This is a genomic window from Novosphingobium sp. YAF33, assembly GCF_052113265.1.
Lineage (GTDB): Bacteria > Pseudomonadota > Alphaproteobacteria > Sphingomonadales > Sphingomonadaceae > Novosphingobium.
In genome coordinates, this window is record NZ_JBFRCW010000011.1 from 74,954 (window position 1) to 92,789 (window position 17,836).

Below are 17,836 nucleotides of genomic sequence, written 5' to 3' on the forward strand. Positions count from 1 at the left end.
AAAGCCGCCGGACCGGGCTTCATCACGCCGGAAGCAGGTGCTCCTTGGCGATCTTTTCCTTCCACACCAGCGGCGCCAGCTGGTGGACGTTCTTGCCTTCGGAATCGACCGCCACGGTCACCGGCATGTCCTTGACGGTGAATTCGTAGATCGCCTCCATGCCGAGGTCCGCAAAGCCGACGACCTTGGCTTCCTTGATCGCGCGGGCGACGAGGTAGGCGGCGCCGCCGACGGCCATCAGATAGGCCGACTTGTGCTTGGCGATGGATTCGGTGGCGGCGGGGCCGCGCTCCGACTTGCCGATGCTGGCCAGCAGGCCAAGATCGAGCATGGTGTCCGAGAACTTGTCCATGCGGGTCGCGGTGGTCGGGCCGGCGGGGCCGACGACTTCCTCACGCACCGGATCGACGGGACCGACGTAGTAGATCACTCGGCCCTTGAAATCGACCGGCAGTTCCTCGCCCCCCCCTGCTTTTTGGGCGGCGAGCATGTCGGCAATGCGCTTGTGCGCGGCATCGCGGCCGGTCAGCATCTTGCCGTTCAGCAGCAGACGGTCGCCCTGCTTCCAGCTCTGGACGATCTCGGGGGTGAGGGTGTCGAGGTCGACGCGGATGGCGCCGGCGTCGGGCGCCCATTCCACTTGCGGCCACTCGTCCAGATTCGGGGTTTCGAGGTACTTCGGGCCGGAACCGTCCAGCGTGAAGTGCGCGTGGCGGGTGGCGGCGCAGTTGGGGATCATGGCGACCGGCTTGCCGGCGGCGTGGCACGGCCAGTCCATGATCTTGACGTCCAGGATGGTGGCCAGGCCGCCAAGGCCCTGCGCGCCGATGCCGAGGGCATTCACCTTGTCGAAGATCTCGATGCGCAGCGCCTCGATATCGTTCTGCGGGCCGCGTTGCTTGAGCTGTGCCATATCGATCGGCTCCATCAGGCTCTGCTTGGCGAGCTTGACGCAGTGCTCGGCGGTGCCGCCGATGCCGATGCCCAGCATGCCCGGTGGGCACCAGCCGGCGCCCATCTGGGGCAGCATCTCGATCACCCAGTCGACGATGGAATCGCTGGGATTCATCATCTTGAACTTCGACTTGTTCTCCGAACCGCCGCCCTTGGCCGCGACGTCCACCGAGACCTTGGAGCCGGGGACCATGCTGACCGAAAGCACCGAAGGGGTGTTGTCCTTGGTGTTGCGGCGGGTGAAGGCGGGGTCGGCCAGAACCGAAGCGCGCAGCTTGTTCTCGGCATTGTTGTAGGCGCGGCGCACGCCTTCATCGACCACTTCCTGCAGCGACTTCTCGGATTCGAGGCGGCAGTTCTGGCCCCACTCGATGAAGACGTTGACGATGCCGGTGTCCTGGCAGATCGGGCGATGCCCTTCCGCGCACATGCGGCTGTTGGTCAGGATCTGGGCGATGGCATCCTTGGCGGCGGGGCCTTGTTCCGCCTCATAGGCGTCGCCCAGCGCGCGGATGTAGTCCATCGGGTGGAAGTAGCTGATATACTGAAGTGCGTCGGCGACACTGTCGATCAGGTCGTCTTCGCGGATGGTCACCATCTGCGTCATGGAATTGTGCTCCCGTTTTTCGGATCGCGTGATTTTGCGGCCTCCTTAGACCCGCTTTGACATTTGCGCAAAAGCGCATTTCGCGCGGCGATTCTTGTGTTCCACGCGCAGCGGGTTGCATGTTCGGGAACGGCATCGTCAAAGCGTCACGATTGATCGACCAAGGTATTTCAAACTGCTTGGCCTGCATCGCCGCTTCGCTTAGAAGGCCCGGCATAAAGTCCGTATTTGCGGGGTACAGGCGTCTGCCGTCCTTTCCCGCTCCAGCATGAGGAATAGGCCGCAATGACCCTGACCGAGGATCGGTCCGCCACCGAAGCACGCCACGCGATGATCGTCAGCCAGCTGCGCACCAGCGGGGTCAACGAACCCTGGGTGCTCACCGCAATGGCCCGCGTCGCCCGCGAGAACTTCGTTCCGGCCGCCATGCGCGACGCCGCCTATATCGACCGCGCGATCGCGCTGGAAAACGGCCGATTCCTGGCCGCTCCGCTCGTTCACGGCAAGATCCTGGCCGAAGCGGCTCCCACGCAGGACGACAAGGTCCTGCTCGTGGGCGAAGCCAATGGCTATCTGGCTGCACTGCTGCGTCCGCTCGCCGGTTCGCTGACCGTGGTGGACCCTGCCGAAGCCGCCGCTCTGGCGGGTGAGGGCGGCTATTCGCTCGTCGTGATCGACGGTGCGATCGAGGAACTGCCCGCCGCTCTCGCCGCGCAAGTGGTCGACGGCGGCCGCGTGGTGACCGGTCTGGTCGTGCGCGGCGTCACGCGCCTCGCATCGGGCGTGAAGGCTGCCGGCACGGTTTCGCTGCTGCCGCTGATCGAGATGGGGATTCCGGTTCTTCCCGAATTCGCTGCTCCCAAACACTGGAGCTTCTGAACGTGGCCCGGTTCGCAAAGCGTGCCGGGCTGCTCGCGGGGGGATGTCTGACACTGGCTCTGACCGGCGCTCCGGCGCTGGCAGATACCCTGCGCGATGCGCTTGTTGCCGTCTATCAAACCAATCCCACGCTCGAATCCGCGCGCGCGCAGCAGCGCGCCACGGACGAGGGCGTGCCGATCGCCAAGGCCCAGGGGCGGCCGAACGCCAGCGTCAGCGGCACCTACACGGAGTTCCTGAAGCAGAGCGAGAATTCGTTCAACGCGCCTGCGCGCACTTTCAATGCCGGGGCGGACCTGGGCGTGCCGATCTATTCGGGCGGTGCGGTGAAGAACCGCATCAAGGCCGCGAAGATCCGCGTCGACGCCGGACAGGCAGACTTGCGCGCCACGGAAGCCTCGATCTTCTCGCAAGTGGTCGCGGCCTATATGGACGTGATCCGCACCGAGGCGATCGTCGGGCTCAACCGCAAGAACGTCAGCGTTCTGCAGACCAACCTGCAGGCCACCAGCGACCGCTTCCAGATCGGCGACCTCACGCGCACCGACGTGGCGCAGTCGCAGTCGCGCCTGGCCGTCGCCCAGAGCGACTTGCGCACCGCCGAAGCCAATCTGGCCGGCGCGCGGGAGACTTACATCCGCCTCGTCGGCCATGCGCCCGAGGCTCTGGAGGCGCCGCCGCCCCTGCCGAACCTTCCGGGCAATGCGGATGAAGCCTCCGCCATCGCCCTCGATTCCAACCCCGATCTGATCGGCGCGCGAGAGCGTACCAAGGCTGCGGAAAAGGACATCGACGTCGCCGGCGCCAGCCGCCTGCCGACGCTGCGGCTGTTCGGCCAAGGCACCTACAACAACTACTTCAATACCCTGGCACGCGGGGTGCCCAGCTCCGGCGTGTCCCAGCACGATACCGCCGCGCAGGCCGGGGCGCAGTTGTCGATCCCGATCTTCCAGGGCGGATTGCCCGCCGCGCAGCGCCGCCAGGCCCAGGCCACGGCCTCCGCCACGCTGGAACAGGAAATCGCCGCCGAACGCGACGTGATCGCCCAGGTACGGTCGTCCTTCACCTCGTGGAATGCCTCGAACGACCTGATCCGCTCCTCGCAAGTGGCGGTAGACGCCGCCTCGCTCAGCCTGGAAGGCGTCCGCGCCGAGAATTCGGTAGGCAACCGTACCATTCTCGACATTCTCAACGCCGAGCAGGAACTGCTGAACGCCCAAGTCACCCTGGTGACGGCACGGCGCAACGCTTACGTCGCCGGCTTCACCCTGCTGGCGGCCATGGGCAAGGCCGAGGCCCGCGATCTCAATCTGGACGGCGGGATTCTCTACGATCCCGAGATCAATTACGACCGGGTGAAGGGCAAGATTCTCGACTGGGATAACGATCCGGCACCCGTGGCCAAGTCCACCCGGACCGTTGACACGCAAGTGCAGGACGGGAACATTCCGCAGCAGTAATTGGCTGCTCCGATTCGGAGCAGGATTTTCGTCGCGTCCGGTGGGCCTTTGAAGCAGGCAGCCGGACCAGCGAGCAGGGGCAAAGTGGCATGCGTCAAAGCGGTGAACCTTCGGTCGAGGAGATTCTCCAGTCGATCAAGCAGGTGATCGCCCGCGACATGCGTGTCGATTCGCGGTCGGATGCCCGGGCCGAGCGGCACCGCCGTTCGGTGGAGGATCTGCGCGCGGTCATGCTCGAGGACGAGGATGACGATGTGCTCGATCTGGCGGAAACCGCGCAGCTCGCGCCCGACGAACCTGCCGACGAGCCCGCGCTGGTTCATGACGAGAAGCGCAATTCGATGCGCGAATCGCTGGCGGCGCTGGCCATGATCTCGGAACCCGGCGTGCCGCCGCAGATCGTCCGCTCGGGCGAGACTTCGCTGGAAGCCCTGACTCGCGAATTGCTGCGCCCGGCGCTTGCCGAATGGCTCGACAAGAACCTGCCGCCGATGGTGGAGCGGCTCGTCGCTGCCGAGATCGCCCGGATCGTGGGCAAGAAGGGCTGACAGCGCCCCGCCGGTGAGACATCGGCCGGCGGCCTGCCGGCACGTTCGCACTGGACCATCCGGCCGCCGCTTCCTACTTCCCGGAACATGGCTAAACCCGATCCCGCGCTGCTAGACGCCGCGCGCTACCCGTTCTCCTGTCAGATCGAACCGCGTTTCGGCGATCTCGACGTGAACATGCACATCAACAACGTCGCCATGGCCGGCATTCTGGAAGACGCACGCGTGCGCTTCTTCCGCACGGCGGGCGGCCTTGAGCACCTCGCCGGGCTCTCGACGATGGTGGCCAGCATCGCCATCGATTACCTGGGCGAGACTCACTATCCAGAGCCGGTCACCGTGCACGGCGCGGTCGAACGCATGGGACGGACCAGCCAGACCGTGCTTCAGGTGGTGATGCAGGACGGCAAGCCCGTGGTTTTCGCCCGCACCGTAATCGTCATGGTCGGTCCAAGCGGCCCTGCGCCGCTGACGGAAGCCTATCTGGAAAGCGCCCGGCAATGGATGTTCCGCGCATGAGCGCCACCGCCGAAGACATCGCGCGCGCCGCCGATGCACTGGCGAAAGCCGGAGGCGACGGAATCCAGCGTCACATCTTCATCTGCGCCGAACCCCAGAAGGGCGAGTGCTGCGCGCCGCAGCAGGGCGCGGCCTCATGGAAATACCTGAAGAAGCGGCTCAAGCAGCTCGGGCTCGACGGCCCCCTGCGTCAGGACGGCGGCGGCGTCGCCCGGACCAAGGCCGACTGCCTGCGCATCTGTTTCGCCGGTCCGGTCGCCGTCGTCTGGCCGGACGGCGTGTGGTACCACTCCTGCACCGAGGATGTGCTGGAGCGGATCATTCAGGAGCACCTGATCGGCGGCCTCCCGGTCGAGGAATTCCGGCTGAGACCTGCCGCGACCTGATTCGTCCGGCGCCTGGCGTTCCGCAGCCGAAAATTCAGAACCGGTGATCGTCGTCCAGCGGATCGACGACCGCCTCGTCATGGCCGGTGCCGCTGGACAGGAACACCAGGCCCATCAGCGCGGACGCCAGCAGCATGGTGAAGCCGATGCCCAATGCCGCGGCGATGTAGAAGTGGACCGAGACCATCCCGTTGGAACGGTAGAGCAGAATCACCGAAGCGATCACCAGAGCCACCGTCACTGTCAGCATATAGCGCATGATGCGGCGATAGCGCGCCCAGGCGTGGGCGGCCTTTTCGGGGTCATCCAGGGGCGAGCGCGGTATCATCCGGCCCATGTGCGCCTTCGCGCGCCGGCTCGCAAGGGACTCGTGGCGGTGCCGGGCCTGTGTTACTCTCCTTGGAACAAGCCCCGACAGAGGGCGTGCGAGGAGCGGGTCGAGGACCCGATTACGGGAGATTGAAACGATGACGATCGAGCGGATCATCGCCGGCCGGGAGGCCGTTATCACCTGCCAGGCCGATTGCACCGTCAGCGAGGCGGCGTCCCTTCTGGCCGATCGCCGCATCGGCGCACTGCCGATCTTCGAAGGCGACAGCCTCGTCGGGATCTTTTCCGAGCGCGACGTGATCTACCGCCTGCGTGAATTCGGGCCGAGCGTGCTGGGCATGCAGGTCAGCGAAGTCATGACCTCTCCGCCCGTCACGGTGGACCCGTCCGCCTCGGCCCTGGCGGCGCTGGCGTTGATGACGCGGCGGCGCATTCGCCACCTGCCGGTGACCGTCGGCGATCGCATGGTCGCTTTCGTATCGATCGGCGACATCGTAAAATACCGACTGGAAAAGGTGGAATCCGAAGCCGCGGCCATGCGCGACTATATCCAGATGGCCTGAACCGGCTCCGGCCGCCGTTCGGGCACTCCCTTCCGGCCGCGCGAGGCCGTCAGAACGATCCGCAAGAGTGCGCGGGCGGTGCCGCATGGCGACGCGCCGCCGCACAGGCTTCCCGGCGCAACCGCCCTACCAAGCCGGACAGGATTCCTCTGCCCTCCGCGCCTTGCCGCCGGGGGCGGGGAAGCCTACATCGCGGACATGGACCAGCAAACCGTCACTCTCAGCCCCTCGGCGGCCTCGCGCGTTGCCGCGATTGCCGAAAAGCAGGGCAAGCCCGCGATTCTTCGTCTCTCGGTCGAAGGCGGCGGCTGCTCCGGCTTCCAATACAAGTTCGGCCTCGCCGAGGCGCCCGAGGCGGATGATACCGTCGCGGAAACGGACGGCGTGCGTCTGGTCGTGGACTCGATGAGCCTCGATCTCGTGAGCGGCTGCGTGGTCGACTACGTGGAATCTCTTGGCGGTGCGGCTTTCAAGGTGGAGAACCCCCAGGCTGCGGCCGGATGCGGATGCGGATCGAGCTTCTCGGTATGAGGAAGATCGCCACGTTCAACATCAACGGGGTCAAGGCGCGCCTGCCGCGTCTGCTCGAATGGCTGGAAGAGACGCGCCCGGCCGTCGCCTGCCTGCAGGAGATCAAGAGCCAGGACGAAGGCTTCCCGATCGCCGAGTTCGAGAAGATCGGCTACAAGGGCATCTGGCACGGCCAGAAAGGCTTCAACGGCGTGGCCATCCTTGCCGACGGCGAGATGCCGGTGGAAGTGCAGCGCGGCCTCGAAGGGGAGCCTGAGGACGAGCATTCGCGCTATCTGGAAGCGGACGTCTTCGGAATGCGCGTCGTCTGCATCTACTTGCCCAATGGCAATCCGGTGCCCGGCCCCAAGTTTGACTACAAGCTGCGCTGGATGGACCGCCTCCGCCGCCGCATGGACGCGATCAAGGCCGAGGAAGTTCCCGCCATCGTCACCGGCGATTTCAACGTCATCCCCACCGATTGCGATGTCTGGTCGCCGCCGGCCATGGCGGCCGATGCCCTGATGCAGCCGGAATCGCGCGATGCCTATTTCCGCCTGCTCGGAGACGGCTGGACCGACGCGATCGCCACTCACAACCCGCGCGGCGGCGTCTGGACCTTCTGGGACTATCAGGCCGGCGCCTGGCAGCGCGATCATGGCTTCCGCATCGATCATGCACTGCTCTCGCCCGAGCTGGCGGACCGGCTCGTGGCCTGCGGCGTCGACAAGTCCTACCGCGGCCGCGAGAAGGCCAGCGACCATACCCCGGTCTGGGTCCATCTGAGGGACTGATTCCGGCGGGCCCGATGACGGCACGAGAAAGGGGAGCGAAAGCGGTGCATGGCGCACCGATTTCGCTCCCCTTCTCATGTTCCGCTACAGGGGCTGCAGCGCGCCCCCATACCGATCACCGCCGGATCAACGGTAGAAGATGTGATTGTCCACGCGGGCCAGGCGCGTCAGGCGCCAGTTCGGTTCCACGCGCGTGGCGTGGAAGAACAGCGCACCCTTGACCGGGCTCTTCCAGCTCTTTTCCATGGCGATCTTGGCGACGGCCACGGCTTCGCGCCAGCCGCTCGACTGTTCGCGCACCTTGGGCATCTTCTTGCCCTGGATGAAGGAGAACTGCGCCGGCTGGTAGACGACGCCGCAGTAGCTGGCCGGGAAGCGACCCGATTCCGCGCGGTTGATGATCACGCGGCCAACAGCCAGCTGGCCTTCCAGAGTTTCGCCGCGCGATTCGAAGTAGATCGCGCTGGCCAGGCAGCGCATTTCGCTGCTCAGACGGCCAGGTACGGACTGCTGGGCAACAAGCTGCGCCAGCGTGTCTGCATCGACCGGGTTGTCCTGCGAAGCATCCTGATCTGCGCCTGCTGCACTGTCGTCATCCGTCGCGTCTACCCCGTCTTCCGAGGGGAGGGACTGGACGACCGGCTTCGAGACGAAGATCGGATCGAGGTTCGATTGGGCCTGGACCAGGACTGGTGCCAGAGCCGCGGCGCCCGAACCCTGTGCGCCGAATAGGGTGGTCAATATCGTAGCGGCCAGCGCCACTGCGCTTGCCCACTGAACTTTGCTTCGCATCAACTTTAGATCAAGGGCGGTGAACCAATCCGACGCAGGCGGGAACGGAATGCCTTTTAGAGGCGTTCACCTTCCAACGATCCTGCCGACGATTCCCCGTCTGCGTGCTAGCCGGGTTGGCCGAAATGCTACCCGAGCCGCTTCCGCGTCTGCGAAGAGGCCATTAACTTGCATGCCGTGCAAGTCAACCCGGTTATACACCAAGCCCGATGAAGCGTTCGGGCTTCGCGACATCCAGTTCCACGACCCAAAGGTCGGGGTCCTGCGTGCCGCGTCTCTCCACATAGTCCGAGAACGCGAGTCTCGCCGTTAGCGATTCGCCGAAATCTGCCGATTCCTCCTGGCGGCGAGTGCAATGCCAGGCGCGCGTGCCATCGAGGCCCGGCATGCGTTCATAGGCGCGCGCACTGCCTCCATTCTCGAGCAGGACGAGCATGATCGTCCCGGCGTCGCGCTCACCTTTGCTGAGAACCATGCCGAATCCGCCTTCCGCTTCCACTGCGCGTATGAGGCCGGAGACTTCCAGATGGGCGGGCAGGCGGTCGTCCATGTCAGGCCGTACCGGTCGGGCCGGGGCCAGTCGGGACGACGTAACCGGGCAGGCCGGAAAGCGCGATGCGCGAGCGCATGAACGTGCCGGTGCCGCGGCCCACTTCCTCGCCCTCTTCATCCACCAGGCGCGATTCCGCCACCAGCACGCGGCGGCGGCCGCTCACCCAGCGACCTTCGGCCACGATGGTGCCGCCCTTGATCGGCTTGCTCAGCAACAGGTTGAACGAGGTTGTGAGCAGGAAGCGATCGGTGACGAGCGTGTTGGCGGCATAGAACGCCGCATCGTCCAGCATCTTGAAATAGATCGTCCCATGCGCCGCGCCGGCGGCGTGGAAACTGTCCGGCTCCACATCGAAAGTGATGCGGGAATGCCCCTCGCCGACGATATCGAGGCGGGAGCGGAACATCTGGTTGATCGGCGCCGAAGCATAGAGGCCTTCCAGCGCACGCCAGTGCAGGCCGGCGCCGGACATGTCCGGAGCGCCGGAGTCCGAAGTCTCAGGCGGCATCGCGATCGATGACGTTGCTGAGCAGGCTGTAAAGCGCCTCGGGGCCGGGCGCATCGATCAGCGCGGAATGCATGCGTTCATCGCGCATCATGCGCGAGATCGCGGCCAGGGCGTGAAGATGAGTGGCGCCGGCATTCTCGGGCGAAAGCAGGCCGAACACCAGATCGACCGGCACGCCATCCGCGGATTCGAATTCCACGGGGGCGTCCAGCCGCAGCACGACGGCCACGGGCCGCCCAAGACCGGACATGCGGGCATGCGGTATGGCGATGCGGCGGCCGAAGCCCGTGCTGCCCAGTTCCTCGCGCTCGATAATGCGCGCAAGCACGACTTCGCGATCGAGGTGGTAAACCTCGGCGAAAAGGTCGGCGAGTCGGCCGAGAATCACGGGCTTGCTGTCTGCGCTGGAAGTCACGACGGCATCTGGCAACAGGGTAAAAAGACTGCTCATCTGCGTTTCTGGTTCTGGCCCAAGATGGGTTACCTAGGACTAAACGTCCATAACCCCCGGAAAACCGGGGGTTATGCTTTGTCCTTCGAAAAGAAGTATAGACGCCTATTCGGCGCTACGGTCGGCGTCAGTGCGGCTCGACCCAGCCAATCGAACCGTCGCCGCGGCGGTAAACCATATTATGGCGCCCCGTGCCAGCGTTTTTGAACAGCAGCGCCGTGGTGTTGCGCAAGTCGAGCATCATGACCGCGTCCGAAACGGTGGCCTCGGGAACGTCCACACGGGTTTCCGCAATCACGACAGGTGCGTCGATTTCCTGCTCTTCTTCCTGCTCGTTCGCGCGTTCTTCGAAGATCGTGTAGGCGGCTTCTTCCACCGCGACGGCATGAGCCGACTGTTCGTGGCGATCCTTGATCCGGCGCTTGTAACGGCGCAGCTGCTTGTCGATCTTTTCGGCAGCCTGGTCGCAGGCGATATGGGCGTCCTGTGCCATGCCGGTGCCCTTCAGCACCAGGTTCTGCATCACATGCATCACGATATCGCAGCGGAAAGCGCCGGCCGGGGCGCGTCCGAAGGTGACCTGGGACGACAGCGCTCGGCTGAAGTACTTGTCTATGATCGCCGTCAGTCGCTCGCTGGCGTGGTTCTGGAGGGCTTCACCGGTGTCGACCTGATGGCCGGAAACGCGGATGTCCATGGGCGATTACTCCTCTGCTGTGAATCAGGCGCCCCAGAGCGGGGCATCGACCGACTTGAGAAACTCTGCGTGAACAAGAAGTTCCTCGTCGGTAGCCGCGTGGGGACGCGGCTGACGAAACGGGCGATCCTTTCGAATGAGAATGCGCGCCTCCGTCGTGATTTCGGCGGTTTCCGCGAGAAGCTCCAGGCCGATCTGGCGACCGCCCCTCAGCTCCACATAGACCTGCGCGAGCAGCTCGGCGTCTAGCAAGGCGCCGTGCTTGGTACGATGACTTCGATCAATTCCGTAGCGCGTGCAAAGCGCGTCCAGAGACAGCTTGGCGCCGGGATGCCGCACTTTGGCGAGCGCCACGGTATCGACCATCCGCGTCAGGCAGACTTCGGCAAAGCCGCACTTGGCGAGTTCGAAATTGATGAAGTTGAAGTCGAAGCCCGCATTGTGCGCGATCATCGGCGCGTCGCCGATGAAGTCCACGAAGGCCTGGGCGCAGCTGCCAAACAGGGGCTTGTCGGCCAGGAAGGCATCGGACAGGCCGTGCACCGCTTCGGCTTCGGCGGGCATCGTGCGTTCGGGGTTGAAATAGGCGTGGTAGGTTTGGCCGGTAGGCACCCGGTTGACCATCTCGATGCAGCCGATCTCCACCATCCGGTCCCCGTTCCTGGGGTCGAAACCTGTAGTCTCGGTGTCGAAGATGATCTCTCTCATCCCTCTCCATATCTGCCTGCCCGGCCCACTTCGCAAGGCCCTGAGGCGATTATTCTGACCCGGCCAACGCATCCACGATGCGGCCCACCTGCCGGCGGGTTTCCTCCAATGTGGTCCCGGTATCGATGACGAAATCGGCGCGCGCGCGCTTTTCCGCGTCCGGAACCTGAAGGGTCAGTATCTGCTGGAATTTCTCCGCCGTCATGCCCGGCCGCGCGAGCACGCGGGCACGCTGGGCCTCTGCCGGAGCGGAGACCACCGCCACTCCGTCCAGGCCGCGATCGCCCGTTTTTTCGTAAAGCAGGGGAATGTCGAAAACGACCAGCGGCGCGCTGCCATGCGTCGCCATGAAGCGGCGCCGCGCCTCCGCGACGGCAGGGTGGACGATGCCCTCGAGTCGCGCCAGTTCCGCCTTGTCTCCGAACACGGCCGCGCCCAGCTTCTGGCGAATGACTCCCTCCGGGCCGGTGGTGCCCGGAAAGGCCGCCTCGATCGCCGCGACCAGCAACCCGCCCGGGCCCTGCAATTCGTGAACGGTCGCATCGGCATCGAAGACCGGCACGCCGAGAGCGCGGAACATCCCGGCCACGGTGGACTTGCCCATGCCGATCGAGCCGGTGAGGCCCAGGATCTTCGGGGCCGCGGCGCGATTCATGCCAGAAGCCGCGCGCGCAGTTCCTCGTCATGCTCGCGCGGCGGCTTCACCCCGAAGAAACGCGTGAAGGCGACGTCGGCCTGGCCGATCAGCATCGCCAGGCCGTCGACCGTTTCCAGTCCCGCCTTGCGGGCATCCTGAAGGAACGGCGTCTCCAGCGGACTGGTGACGATGTCATAGGCCACGCTGCGCGGCGGCGCATGGCTGAAATCGAAGGCGAGGGGCGGCTGCCCGGCCATGCCCAGCGGACTCGCATTGACGATGATGTCGAGGCATTGCTCGCGGTCGTCGAAGGCGAAGTCGGTGGGATCGGCGAAATGCGCCAGGTCGATGGCGTGATGGTCATTCTGCGCGGTCAACTCGTCCAGCATGGCCCGCGCCTTGGCGGGATCGCGCCCGGCCARCACGATCACGAAGCCGCGCTCCGCCAGGGCCGCGACGATCGCCCGCGCAGCGCCGCCGGTACCCAGCACGCGCGCCATACGGAACAAGTGAGTCTGGTCGAGCAGCGGCTGCAGCGGCTCCAGAAAGCCCGGAGCGTCGGTGTTGTAGCCCGTCAGCGAGCCATCCGCTTCCCGCACCACCGTGTTCACGGCGCCGATCCTGGCCGCCAGCGGATCCAGCCTGTCGAGCAGGGGCACGATTGCCAGCTTGTGCGGCATCGTGACGTTGCAACCCCGCCAGGCGGCATCGCCGCGGCGTTCGTCGAGATAGCCGGCCAGGCCTTCAACCGGAACGAGATGCCGGTCGTAGCGACCCTCAAGGTCGAGCTTCTCCAGCCAGAATCCGTGAATCACCGGGGACCTGGATTGTCCGATCGGATCGCCGATCACTTCGGCATAAGGCAGGGTCATTTCGCGATTACTCCGAGACGGCGCAGCGCCGCCTGCACTTTGAGCAGCGGCATGCCGAGAATGGTGAAATAGTCGCCGTCGATCTTCTCGAACAGCTGCACGCCGCGGGCTTCGATACGAAAAACGCCCACGCAGCCTGCCACTTCGGGCCATTCGGCATCGAGATAGTCGGCAATGAACGCCTCGGAAAGCGTCGTGACATGGAGCGAGGCCACGGCGTCCTCGGCCCAGAGGACCTCGCCGTCGCGCACGAGGGCGGCGGCGCTGTGGAGATTCATCGCCTTGCCGGAGAAGAAGCGCAGATGTTCGGCGGCGGCCTTGCGATCGGCGGGCTTGTCGAAGCGGCGGCCAGCGCACTCGACCAGCGAGTCACTGCCGAGCACCAGTTCTCCAGGCGCCTGATCGGATACCGCCAGCGCCTTGGCCCGCGCCAGTTGCAGGGCGATCTCGGCGGGCGGCCTGCCGGAAAGCCCCGCCTCGATGGCGCGCTCGTCGACGTGCGCGGGCTGCGCGCGAAACGGAATGGCTGCGGCTTCGAGCATGGCACGCCGCGACGCGCTTTGAGATGCCAGGACGATCATGTCGATTTCCCGTGAAGTCAGATCGGCTTGGGGCCGACCGGACCTTGCGTCCCTTCGGCCTTGCGCTCGTTATAGAGATTGATGATCGCCGCGGCCGTTTCCTCGATCGAGCGACGCGTTACGTCTATCACCGGCCAGGAATTGTCCGCGAACATGCGGCGCGCGTATTTCAGCTCGTTCTCCACCCTATCGGACTTCACGTAGTCGGTATCCGGCGACTGGCTGAGGGAGAGCAGACGGTTGCGGCGAATCTGAATCAGGCGCTCCGGCGCGGTGGTCAGGCCCACGACCAGCGGTCGCTTGAGGCCGAACAGCAGCGGCGGGGGCGGGCTCTCCACCACGATGGGGATGTTCGCCACTTTGTACCCGCGGTTGGCGAGGTAGATCGATGTCGGCGTCTTGCTGGTGCGCGAGACTCCCGCCAGGACGATATCGGACTCTTCCCAGTCCTCCCAGGCAATGCCGTCGTCATGAGCGATGGTGAACTGAATCGCATCGACGCGCGCGAAATAGGCGTCGTCCAGGCGGTGCTGCCGGCCCGGACGCCCCTTGGCCTCCTGGCCGAGCAGGGCTTCCAGGGCATCGGTGACACCGTCGAGCACGGCAATCGCCGGCAGGCCGAGCTGCTGGCAGCGCTCTTCCAGCCTGCCGCGCGTTTCCTCGTTCACGAGCGTGAAGAAGACGAGTCCGGGATTGGCGGCGATTTCGCCCATGATCCGGTCGAGGTGCTGCTGGGATCGCACCATCGGCCAGAAGTGCCGCAGGACGTCTGAATCGTCGAACTGGGCGAGGGCGGCCTTGGCTATCATTTCCAGCGTTTCGCCAGTGGAATCCGAGAGCAGGTGGAGATGAAATCGCGCCATTCGAGGCTTTTCCAGAGTCTTTCGCGAGGGAGCCGCCAGACCTCCCGGCGGCTTGTGGATATGTCCCGGCATAAACCACGGGACTAGTCCGGTGACAACTCGGATCCCGGTTTTCCTCCCCGTTGAACCGATTCAATCTCTAGAGTCGTAAACATGATTCAATTCGCGCCCACACCCTGTGGGTAACCGGGATAAAGAGTCTTTGACTCAGACTCCGTGGAGAGTCGCCGCGCAGATTTGAACCTGTTCACCGTGGAATAATTCGGGCAAGATTCAATCGTCCCCGATATCCACAGGACCAACAGACTCCATCATCCTTCTAAGAATCTTTATTTTTTTGATCGGACCTGAATCTCGATGCCTGGCCTCCTTCTCGAAAACCTGCACGGAACGAACACGAGCAAGCGCCCGGTCTGGCTGATGCGCCAGGCCGGAAGATACCTTCCCGAATACCGTGCCCTGCGCGCCGAAAAGGGCGGATTCCTGGCCCTCGTCTACGATACCGACGCAGCCGCCGAGATCACCCTGCAACCGATCCGCCGCTTCGGATTCGACGGTGCGATCCTGTTCTCGGACATCCTGATCGTGCCTTACGCCATGGGGCAGGACCTCCAGTTCCTGGCCGGCGAAGGTCCGCGGCTGACTCCGCGCCTGGTCGACAGCACGCTGGAGAGTCTCTCCGCCGTGCCCGATCGCCTCTCCCCGATCTACGAAACCGTGCGCAAGGTTCGCGCCGAACTCGATGCCGACAAGACGATGCTGGGCTTTGCAGGAAGCCCCTGGACGGTCGCCACGTACATGTGTGCAGGCGAGGGCAGCCGGGATCAGCATGAGACCCGCGCCATGGCCTATCGCGACCCTACGGCGTTCCAGGCGATCATCCAGGCTATCGTGGGGGTGACTGTCGACTACCTCAGCGGCCAGATCGAAGCCGGCGCGGAAGCCATCCAGCTTTTCGATTCATGGGCAGGGTCGCTCTCTCCCGCTCAGTTCGAGCGCTGGGTCATTGCTCCCAATGCGCAGATCGTCGCTGCGGTGAAAGCGCGCCATCCCGAGACTCCGATCATCGGATTCCCCAAGGGGGCCGGCGAAAAACTGGCATCCTATGCCCGGGAGACCGGTGTCGACGCGGTCGGAATCGACGAGACCATCGACCCGATCTGGGCGGCGCGGGAATTGCCGGCGGGCCTGCCGGTGCAGGGGAATCTCGATCCGCTACTGCTGCTTTCGGCCGGTGAGGACCTCGAGAGTCAGGTCCACCGCGTGCTCGATGCCTTTGCCGACCGGCCGCACGTCTTCAATCTCGGCCACGGAATCGGCCAGTTCACGCCGATCGAGAACGTGGAGAAGCTGCTCGGCATCGTCCGGAACTGGTCGCGATAGGCCCATTCCGGCGGCGGCCCTCAACAGGCATCCCTCCCTCACCCTGCCCAGCGATCAACCGCCCGGAGGCGGATTAATCGGCTGATTCAGGGACGGAATCGTCTTGCTCGAAGCAGGGCAAGAGTGCAGGAGGGCCGCCCCGGAACCATCAGACTCGTGGGACTCATGCAGGAAGTGCTTTCCATGCTCTATCTCTGGCTCAAGGCCGGACATGTCATCTTCGTGATCTTCTGGATGGCCGGGCTGTTCATGCTCCCGCGCTATTTCGTCTATCACCAGGAAGCGGAGCCGGGCTCGGCAGAGGAAGCGCGCTGGATCGATCGCGAAGCCAAGCTGCGCAAGATCATCCTTACGCCTTCGCTGATCCTCGTCTGGGTGCTGGGCATCGCCACCGCCACTGCCATGGGCGCGTGGGACCAGGGCTGGCTTCACGCCAAGCTGCTCTTCGTCCTGGGTCTCTCGGGCTATCATGGCTGGCTGGTAGGCTACGGCAAGAAGCTGGCGCGCGGCGAACGTCCGCTGACCGGCCGAAAGCTGCGCCTGCTGAACGAGATTCCGGGGCTGGCCGCCGCCGTGATCGTGATCCTGGTGGTCGTGAAGCCGTTCTGAATCGGTTTTAGTCCTACACTCCGGCCTTGTTTCGGGCCCGCGCCGTCGGCAGCGACCGGTCCGCAGGAAAGCGACTCAAGAAACCTCAGCGCTCCCCCGTTACGACCCAGGGGACTCGAACGGCTTCATTCGCCGCCGCGACCAGGCCCGATCCATTCGGCCCGCCCACACGCCGCTTGGCGGATTGACTCGTTGACCGAGGCCCGGCGAACGCTTATCTGGGCCCTGTTCCGGCATAGGGCGGCGAGCCCATTCTCCTGCCCGGATCCGCTTTCCCCAAGCCCTTCGATCCCGCCGGCCGACACACCATTTCCATCCGGAATCCAGACAAATGCATCTTAAAGAACTCAAGAAGAAATCATCGGCCGAACTGGTCGAAATGGCTGAGGAACTGGGCGTTGAAGGCGCTTCGACGCTGCGCCGCCAGGACCTCATGTTCGCCATTCTCAAGGAAGTTGCCGAGGACGGCGAGGAAATCATCGGGCAGGGCACCATCGAAGTGCTCACTGACGGTTTCGGCTTCCTGCGCAGCCCCGAGGCGAACTACCTCGCCGGACCCGACGACATCTACGTTTCGCCGAACCAAGTCCGCAAATGGGGCCTGCGCACGGGCGATACCGTCGAAGGCGAAATCCGCGCCCCCAAGGACGGCGAGCGCTACTTCGCCATCACCAAGCTCATCAGCGTCAACTTCGACGATCCGGACGTGGTGCGCCACCGCGTCAACTTCGACAACCTGACGCCGCTCTATCCCGATCAGCGCCTGAAGCTCGATTGCCTGGACCCCACGGTCAAGGACAAGTCGGCCCGCGTGATCGATCTCATCTCGCCGCAGGGCAAGGGCCAGCGCGCGCTGATCGTGGCGCCGCCGCGCACAGGTAAGACCGTGCTGCTGCAGAACATGGCCAAGGCCATCACTGACAACCATCCGGAAGTCTTCCTGCTGGTCCTGCTCGTCGACGAGCGCCCTGAGGAAGTCACCGACATGCAGCGTTCGGTGAAGGGCGAGGTCATCTCCTCCACCTTCGACGAACCCGCCCAGCGCCACGTCCAGGTCGCCGAAATGGTGATCGAGAAGGCGAAGCGCCTGGTCGAGCACAAGCGCGACGTGGTGATCCTGCTGGACTCGATCACCCGTCTCGGCCGCGCCTACAACACCGTGGTGCCCAGCTCGGGCAAGGTGCTGACCGGCGGTGTGGACGCCAACGCCCTGCAGCGCCCCAAGCGCTTCTTCGGCGCCGCGCGCAACATCGAGGAGGGCGGTTCGCTCTCCATCATCGCCACCGCGCTGATCGACACCGGCAGCCGCATGGACGAAGTCATCTTCGAAGAGTTCAAGGGCACCGGTAACTCGGAAATCGTCCTGGACCGCAAGGTGGCGGACAAGCGCATCTTCCCGGCGCTGGACGTCGGCAAGTCCGGCACCCGCAAGGAAGAGCTGCTGGTTCCCAAGGATCAGCTAACCAAGATGTGGGTCCTTCGCCGTATCCTCATGCAGATGGGCACCGTCGACGCGATGGAGTTCCTGCTCGACAAGATGAAGGACTCGAAGACCAACGAGGACTTCTTCTCGACGATGAATCAGTAAAGGGGAGCTTGGGAGACTTTGGGGGGCTTGAGCATCCTTCAGAC

The 17,836-nt window shown here is 64.6% G+C and carries 23 protein-coding genes; 11 read left to right on the forward strand and 12 right to left on the reverse strand.

All coding sequences use genetic code 11. The features are described from left to right. Positions 1-22 precede the first annotated feature (22 nt). On the reverse strand, positions 23-1,561 hold the full coding sequence (locus AB4Z00_RS20675) for a fumarate hydratase (protein WP_442047041.1): 1,539 nt from the start codon (positions 1,559-1,561) through the stop codon (positions 23-25). 285 nt (positions 1,562-1,846) lie between these two features. Here AB4Z00_RS20675 and AB4Z00_RS20680 point away from each other — a divergent pair, with 285 nt between their 5' ends. The 5 genes from AB4Z00_RS20680 (at position 1,847) to AB4Z00_RS20700 (ending at position 5,353) form a co-directional block, all read left to right on the forward strand. Continuing rightward, positions 1,847-2,440, forward strand: coding sequence for a protein-L-isoaspartate O-methyltransferase family protein (locus AB4Z00_RS20680; protein WP_442047042.1), 594 nt, complete (start codon positions 1,847-1,849; stop codon positions 2,438-2,440). A 2-nt stretch (positions 2,441-2,442) separates the two neighbouring features. Continuing rightward, on the forward strand, positions 2,443-3,900 hold the full coding sequence (locus AB4Z00_RS20685) for a TolC family outer membrane protein (RefSeq protein ID WP_442047043.1): 1,458 nt from the start codon (positions 2,443-2,445) through the stop codon (positions 3,898-3,900). An 89-nt stretch (positions 3,901-3,989) separates the two neighbouring features. Then, positions 3,990-4,448, forward strand: coding sequence for a DUF2497 domain-containing protein (locus AB4Z00_RS20690; RefSeq protein ID WP_132264265.1), 459 nt, complete (start codon positions 3,990-3,992; stop codon positions 4,446-4,448). An 87-nt stretch (positions 4,449-4,535) separates the two neighbouring features. Then, a complete protein-coding gene (locus AB4Z00_RS20695; RefSeq protein ID WP_442047044.1) occupies positions 4,536-4,967 on the forward strand; it encodes an acyl-CoA thioesterase in 432 nt (143 codons plus the stop codon). Then, on the forward strand, positions 4,964-5,353 hold the full coding sequence (locus AB4Z00_RS20700) for a (2Fe-2S) ferredoxin domain-containing protein (protein WP_442047045.1): 390 nt from the start codon (positions 4,964-4,966) through the stop codon (positions 5,351-5,353). Before AB4Z00_RS20695 ends, AB4Z00_RS20700 begins: the two co-directional genes overlap by 4 nt. A gap of 34 nt (positions 5,354-5,387) precedes the next feature. Here the strand turns inward: AB4Z00_RS20700 and AB4Z00_RS20705 are convergent, their stop codons facing one another. Beyond that, positions 5,388-5,681 (reverse strand): hypothetical protein, encoded by a 294-nt coding sequence (locus tag AB4Z00_RS20705; protein WP_132265251.1) that lies wholly within the window; start codon positions 5,679-5,681, stop codon positions 5,388-5,390. 139 nt (positions 5,682-5,820) lie between these two features. On the opposite strand from AB4Z00_RS20705, the gene AB4Z00_RS20710 reads away from it, so the two are divergent. From AB4Z00_RS20710 to xth, 3 genes are all read left to right on the forward strand, one after another. Then, positions 5,821-6,246, forward strand: a complete 426-nt coding sequence (locus AB4Z00_RS20710; protein ID WP_134094835.1) for a CBS domain-containing protein — start codon at positions 5,821-5,823, stop codon at positions 6,244-6,246. Between the two features lie 198 nt (positions 6,247-6,444). Next, positions 6,445-6,777, forward strand: a complete 333-nt coding sequence (gene erpA, locus AB4Z00_RS20715) for an iron-sulfur cluster insertion protein ErpA (RefSeq protein ID WP_132264273.1) — start codon at positions 6,445-6,447, stop codon at positions 6,775-6,777. After that, a complete protein-coding gene (xth, locus tag AB4Z00_RS20720; protein ID WP_431568071.1) occupies positions 6,774-7,550 on the forward strand; it encodes an exodeoxyribonuclease III in 777 nt (258 codons plus the stop codon). Before erpA ends, xth begins: the two co-directional genes overlap by 4 nt. A 126-nt stretch (positions 7,551-7,676) precedes the next feature. Here xth and AB4Z00_RS20725 read toward each other — a convergent pair whose 3' ends face one another. From AB4Z00_RS20725 to AB4Z00_RS20770, 10 genes are all read right to left on the reverse strand, one after another. Continuing rightward, positions 7,677-8,342 carry a cell wall hydrolase gene (locus AB4Z00_RS20725; RefSeq protein ID WP_442047046.1) on the reverse strand — a complete coding sequence of 222 codons (666 nt, stop codon included), beginning with the start codon at positions 8,340-8,342 and terminating at the stop codon, positions 7,677-7,679. A 193-nt stretch (positions 8,343-8,535) separates the two neighbouring features. Then, positions 8,536-8,892: a DUF1491 family protein gene (locus AB4Z00_RS20730; protein WP_132264278.1), complete on the reverse strand. Its 357-nt coding sequence runs from the start codon at positions 8,890-8,892 to the stop codon at positions 8,536-8,538. A 1-nt stretch (position 8,893) separates the two neighbouring features. After that, positions 8,894-9,367, reverse strand: coding sequence for a PaaI family thioesterase (locus AB4Z00_RS20735; protein WP_442047047.1), 474 nt, complete (start codon positions 9,365-9,367; stop codon positions 8,894-8,896). Positions 9,368-9,392: 25 nt separating this feature from the next. Then, on the reverse strand, positions 9,393-9,854 hold the full coding sequence (locus AB4Z00_RS20740) for a PTS sugar transporter subunit IIA (RefSeq protein WP_132264281.1): 462 nt from the start codon (positions 9,852-9,854) through the stop codon (positions 9,393-9,395). Between the two features lie 127 nt (positions 9,855-9,981). Further along, positions 9,982-10,551 (reverse strand): ribosome hibernation-promoting factor, HPF/YfiA family, encoded by a 570-nt coding sequence (gene hpf / locus AB4Z00_RS20745; RefSeq protein WP_132264283.1) that lies wholly within the window; start codon positions 10,549-10,551, stop codon positions 9,982-9,984. Between the two features lie 24 nt (positions 10,552-10,575). After that, positions 10,576-11,259: a DNA polymerase III subunit epsilon gene (dnaQ, locus tag AB4Z00_RS20750; protein WP_132264285.1), complete on the reverse strand. Its 684-nt coding sequence runs from the start codon at positions 11,257-11,259 to the stop codon at positions 10,576-10,578. A gap of 49 nt (positions 11,260-11,308) precedes the next feature. Further along, positions 11,309-11,914 carry a dephospho-CoA kinase gene (gene coaE / locus AB4Z00_RS20755; RefSeq protein WP_442047048.1) on the reverse strand — a complete coding sequence of 202 codons (606 nt, stop codon included), beginning with the start codon at positions 11,912-11,914 and terminating at the stop codon, positions 11,309-11,311. Then, positions 11,911-12,768, reverse strand: coding sequence for a shikimate dehydrogenase family protein (locus AB4Z00_RS20760; protein WP_442047049.1), 858 nt, complete (start codon positions 12,766-12,768; stop codon positions 11,911-11,913). Before AB4Z00_RS20760 ends, coaE begins: the two co-directional genes overlap by 4 nt. Beyond that, positions 12,765-13,349, reverse strand: coding sequence for a Maf family protein (locus AB4Z00_RS20765; protein WP_442047050.1), 585 nt, complete (start codon positions 13,347-13,349; stop codon positions 12,765-12,767). The genes AB4Z00_RS20760 and AB4Z00_RS20765 overlap by 4 nt, the downstream gene beginning before the upstream one ends. Before the next feature lie 17 nt (positions 13,350-13,366). Beyond that, on the reverse strand, positions 13,367-14,212 hold the full coding sequence (locus AB4Z00_RS20770) for a pyruvate, water dikinase regulatory protein (protein ID WP_132264292.1): 846 nt from the start codon (positions 14,210-14,212) through the stop codon (positions 13,367-13,369). Positions 14,213-14,569: 357 nt separating this feature from the next. On the opposite strand from AB4Z00_RS20770, the gene hemE reads away from it, so the two are divergent. From hemE to rho, 3 genes are all read left to right on the forward strand, one after another. Continuing rightward, positions 14,570-15,595, forward strand: coding sequence for a uroporphyrinogen decarboxylase (gene hemE, locus AB4Z00_RS20775; protein ID WP_442047051.1), 1,026 nt, complete (start codon positions 14,570-14,572; stop codon positions 15,593-15,595). A 165-nt stretch (positions 15,596-15,760) separates the two neighbouring features. Beyond that, entirely contained in the window at positions 15,761-16,204 is a 444-nt protein-coding gene (locus AB4Z00_RS20780) for a CopD family protein (RefSeq protein WP_132265252.1), read from the forward strand. 331 nt (positions 16,205-16,535) lie between these two features. Beyond that, positions 16,536-17,792: a transcription termination factor Rho gene (rho, locus tag AB4Z00_RS20785; RefSeq protein ID WP_132264295.1), complete on the forward strand. Its 1,257-nt coding sequence runs from the start codon at positions 16,536-16,538 to the stop codon at positions 17,790-17,792. The last annotated feature ends 44 nt before the right edge of the window (positions 17,793-17,836 follow it).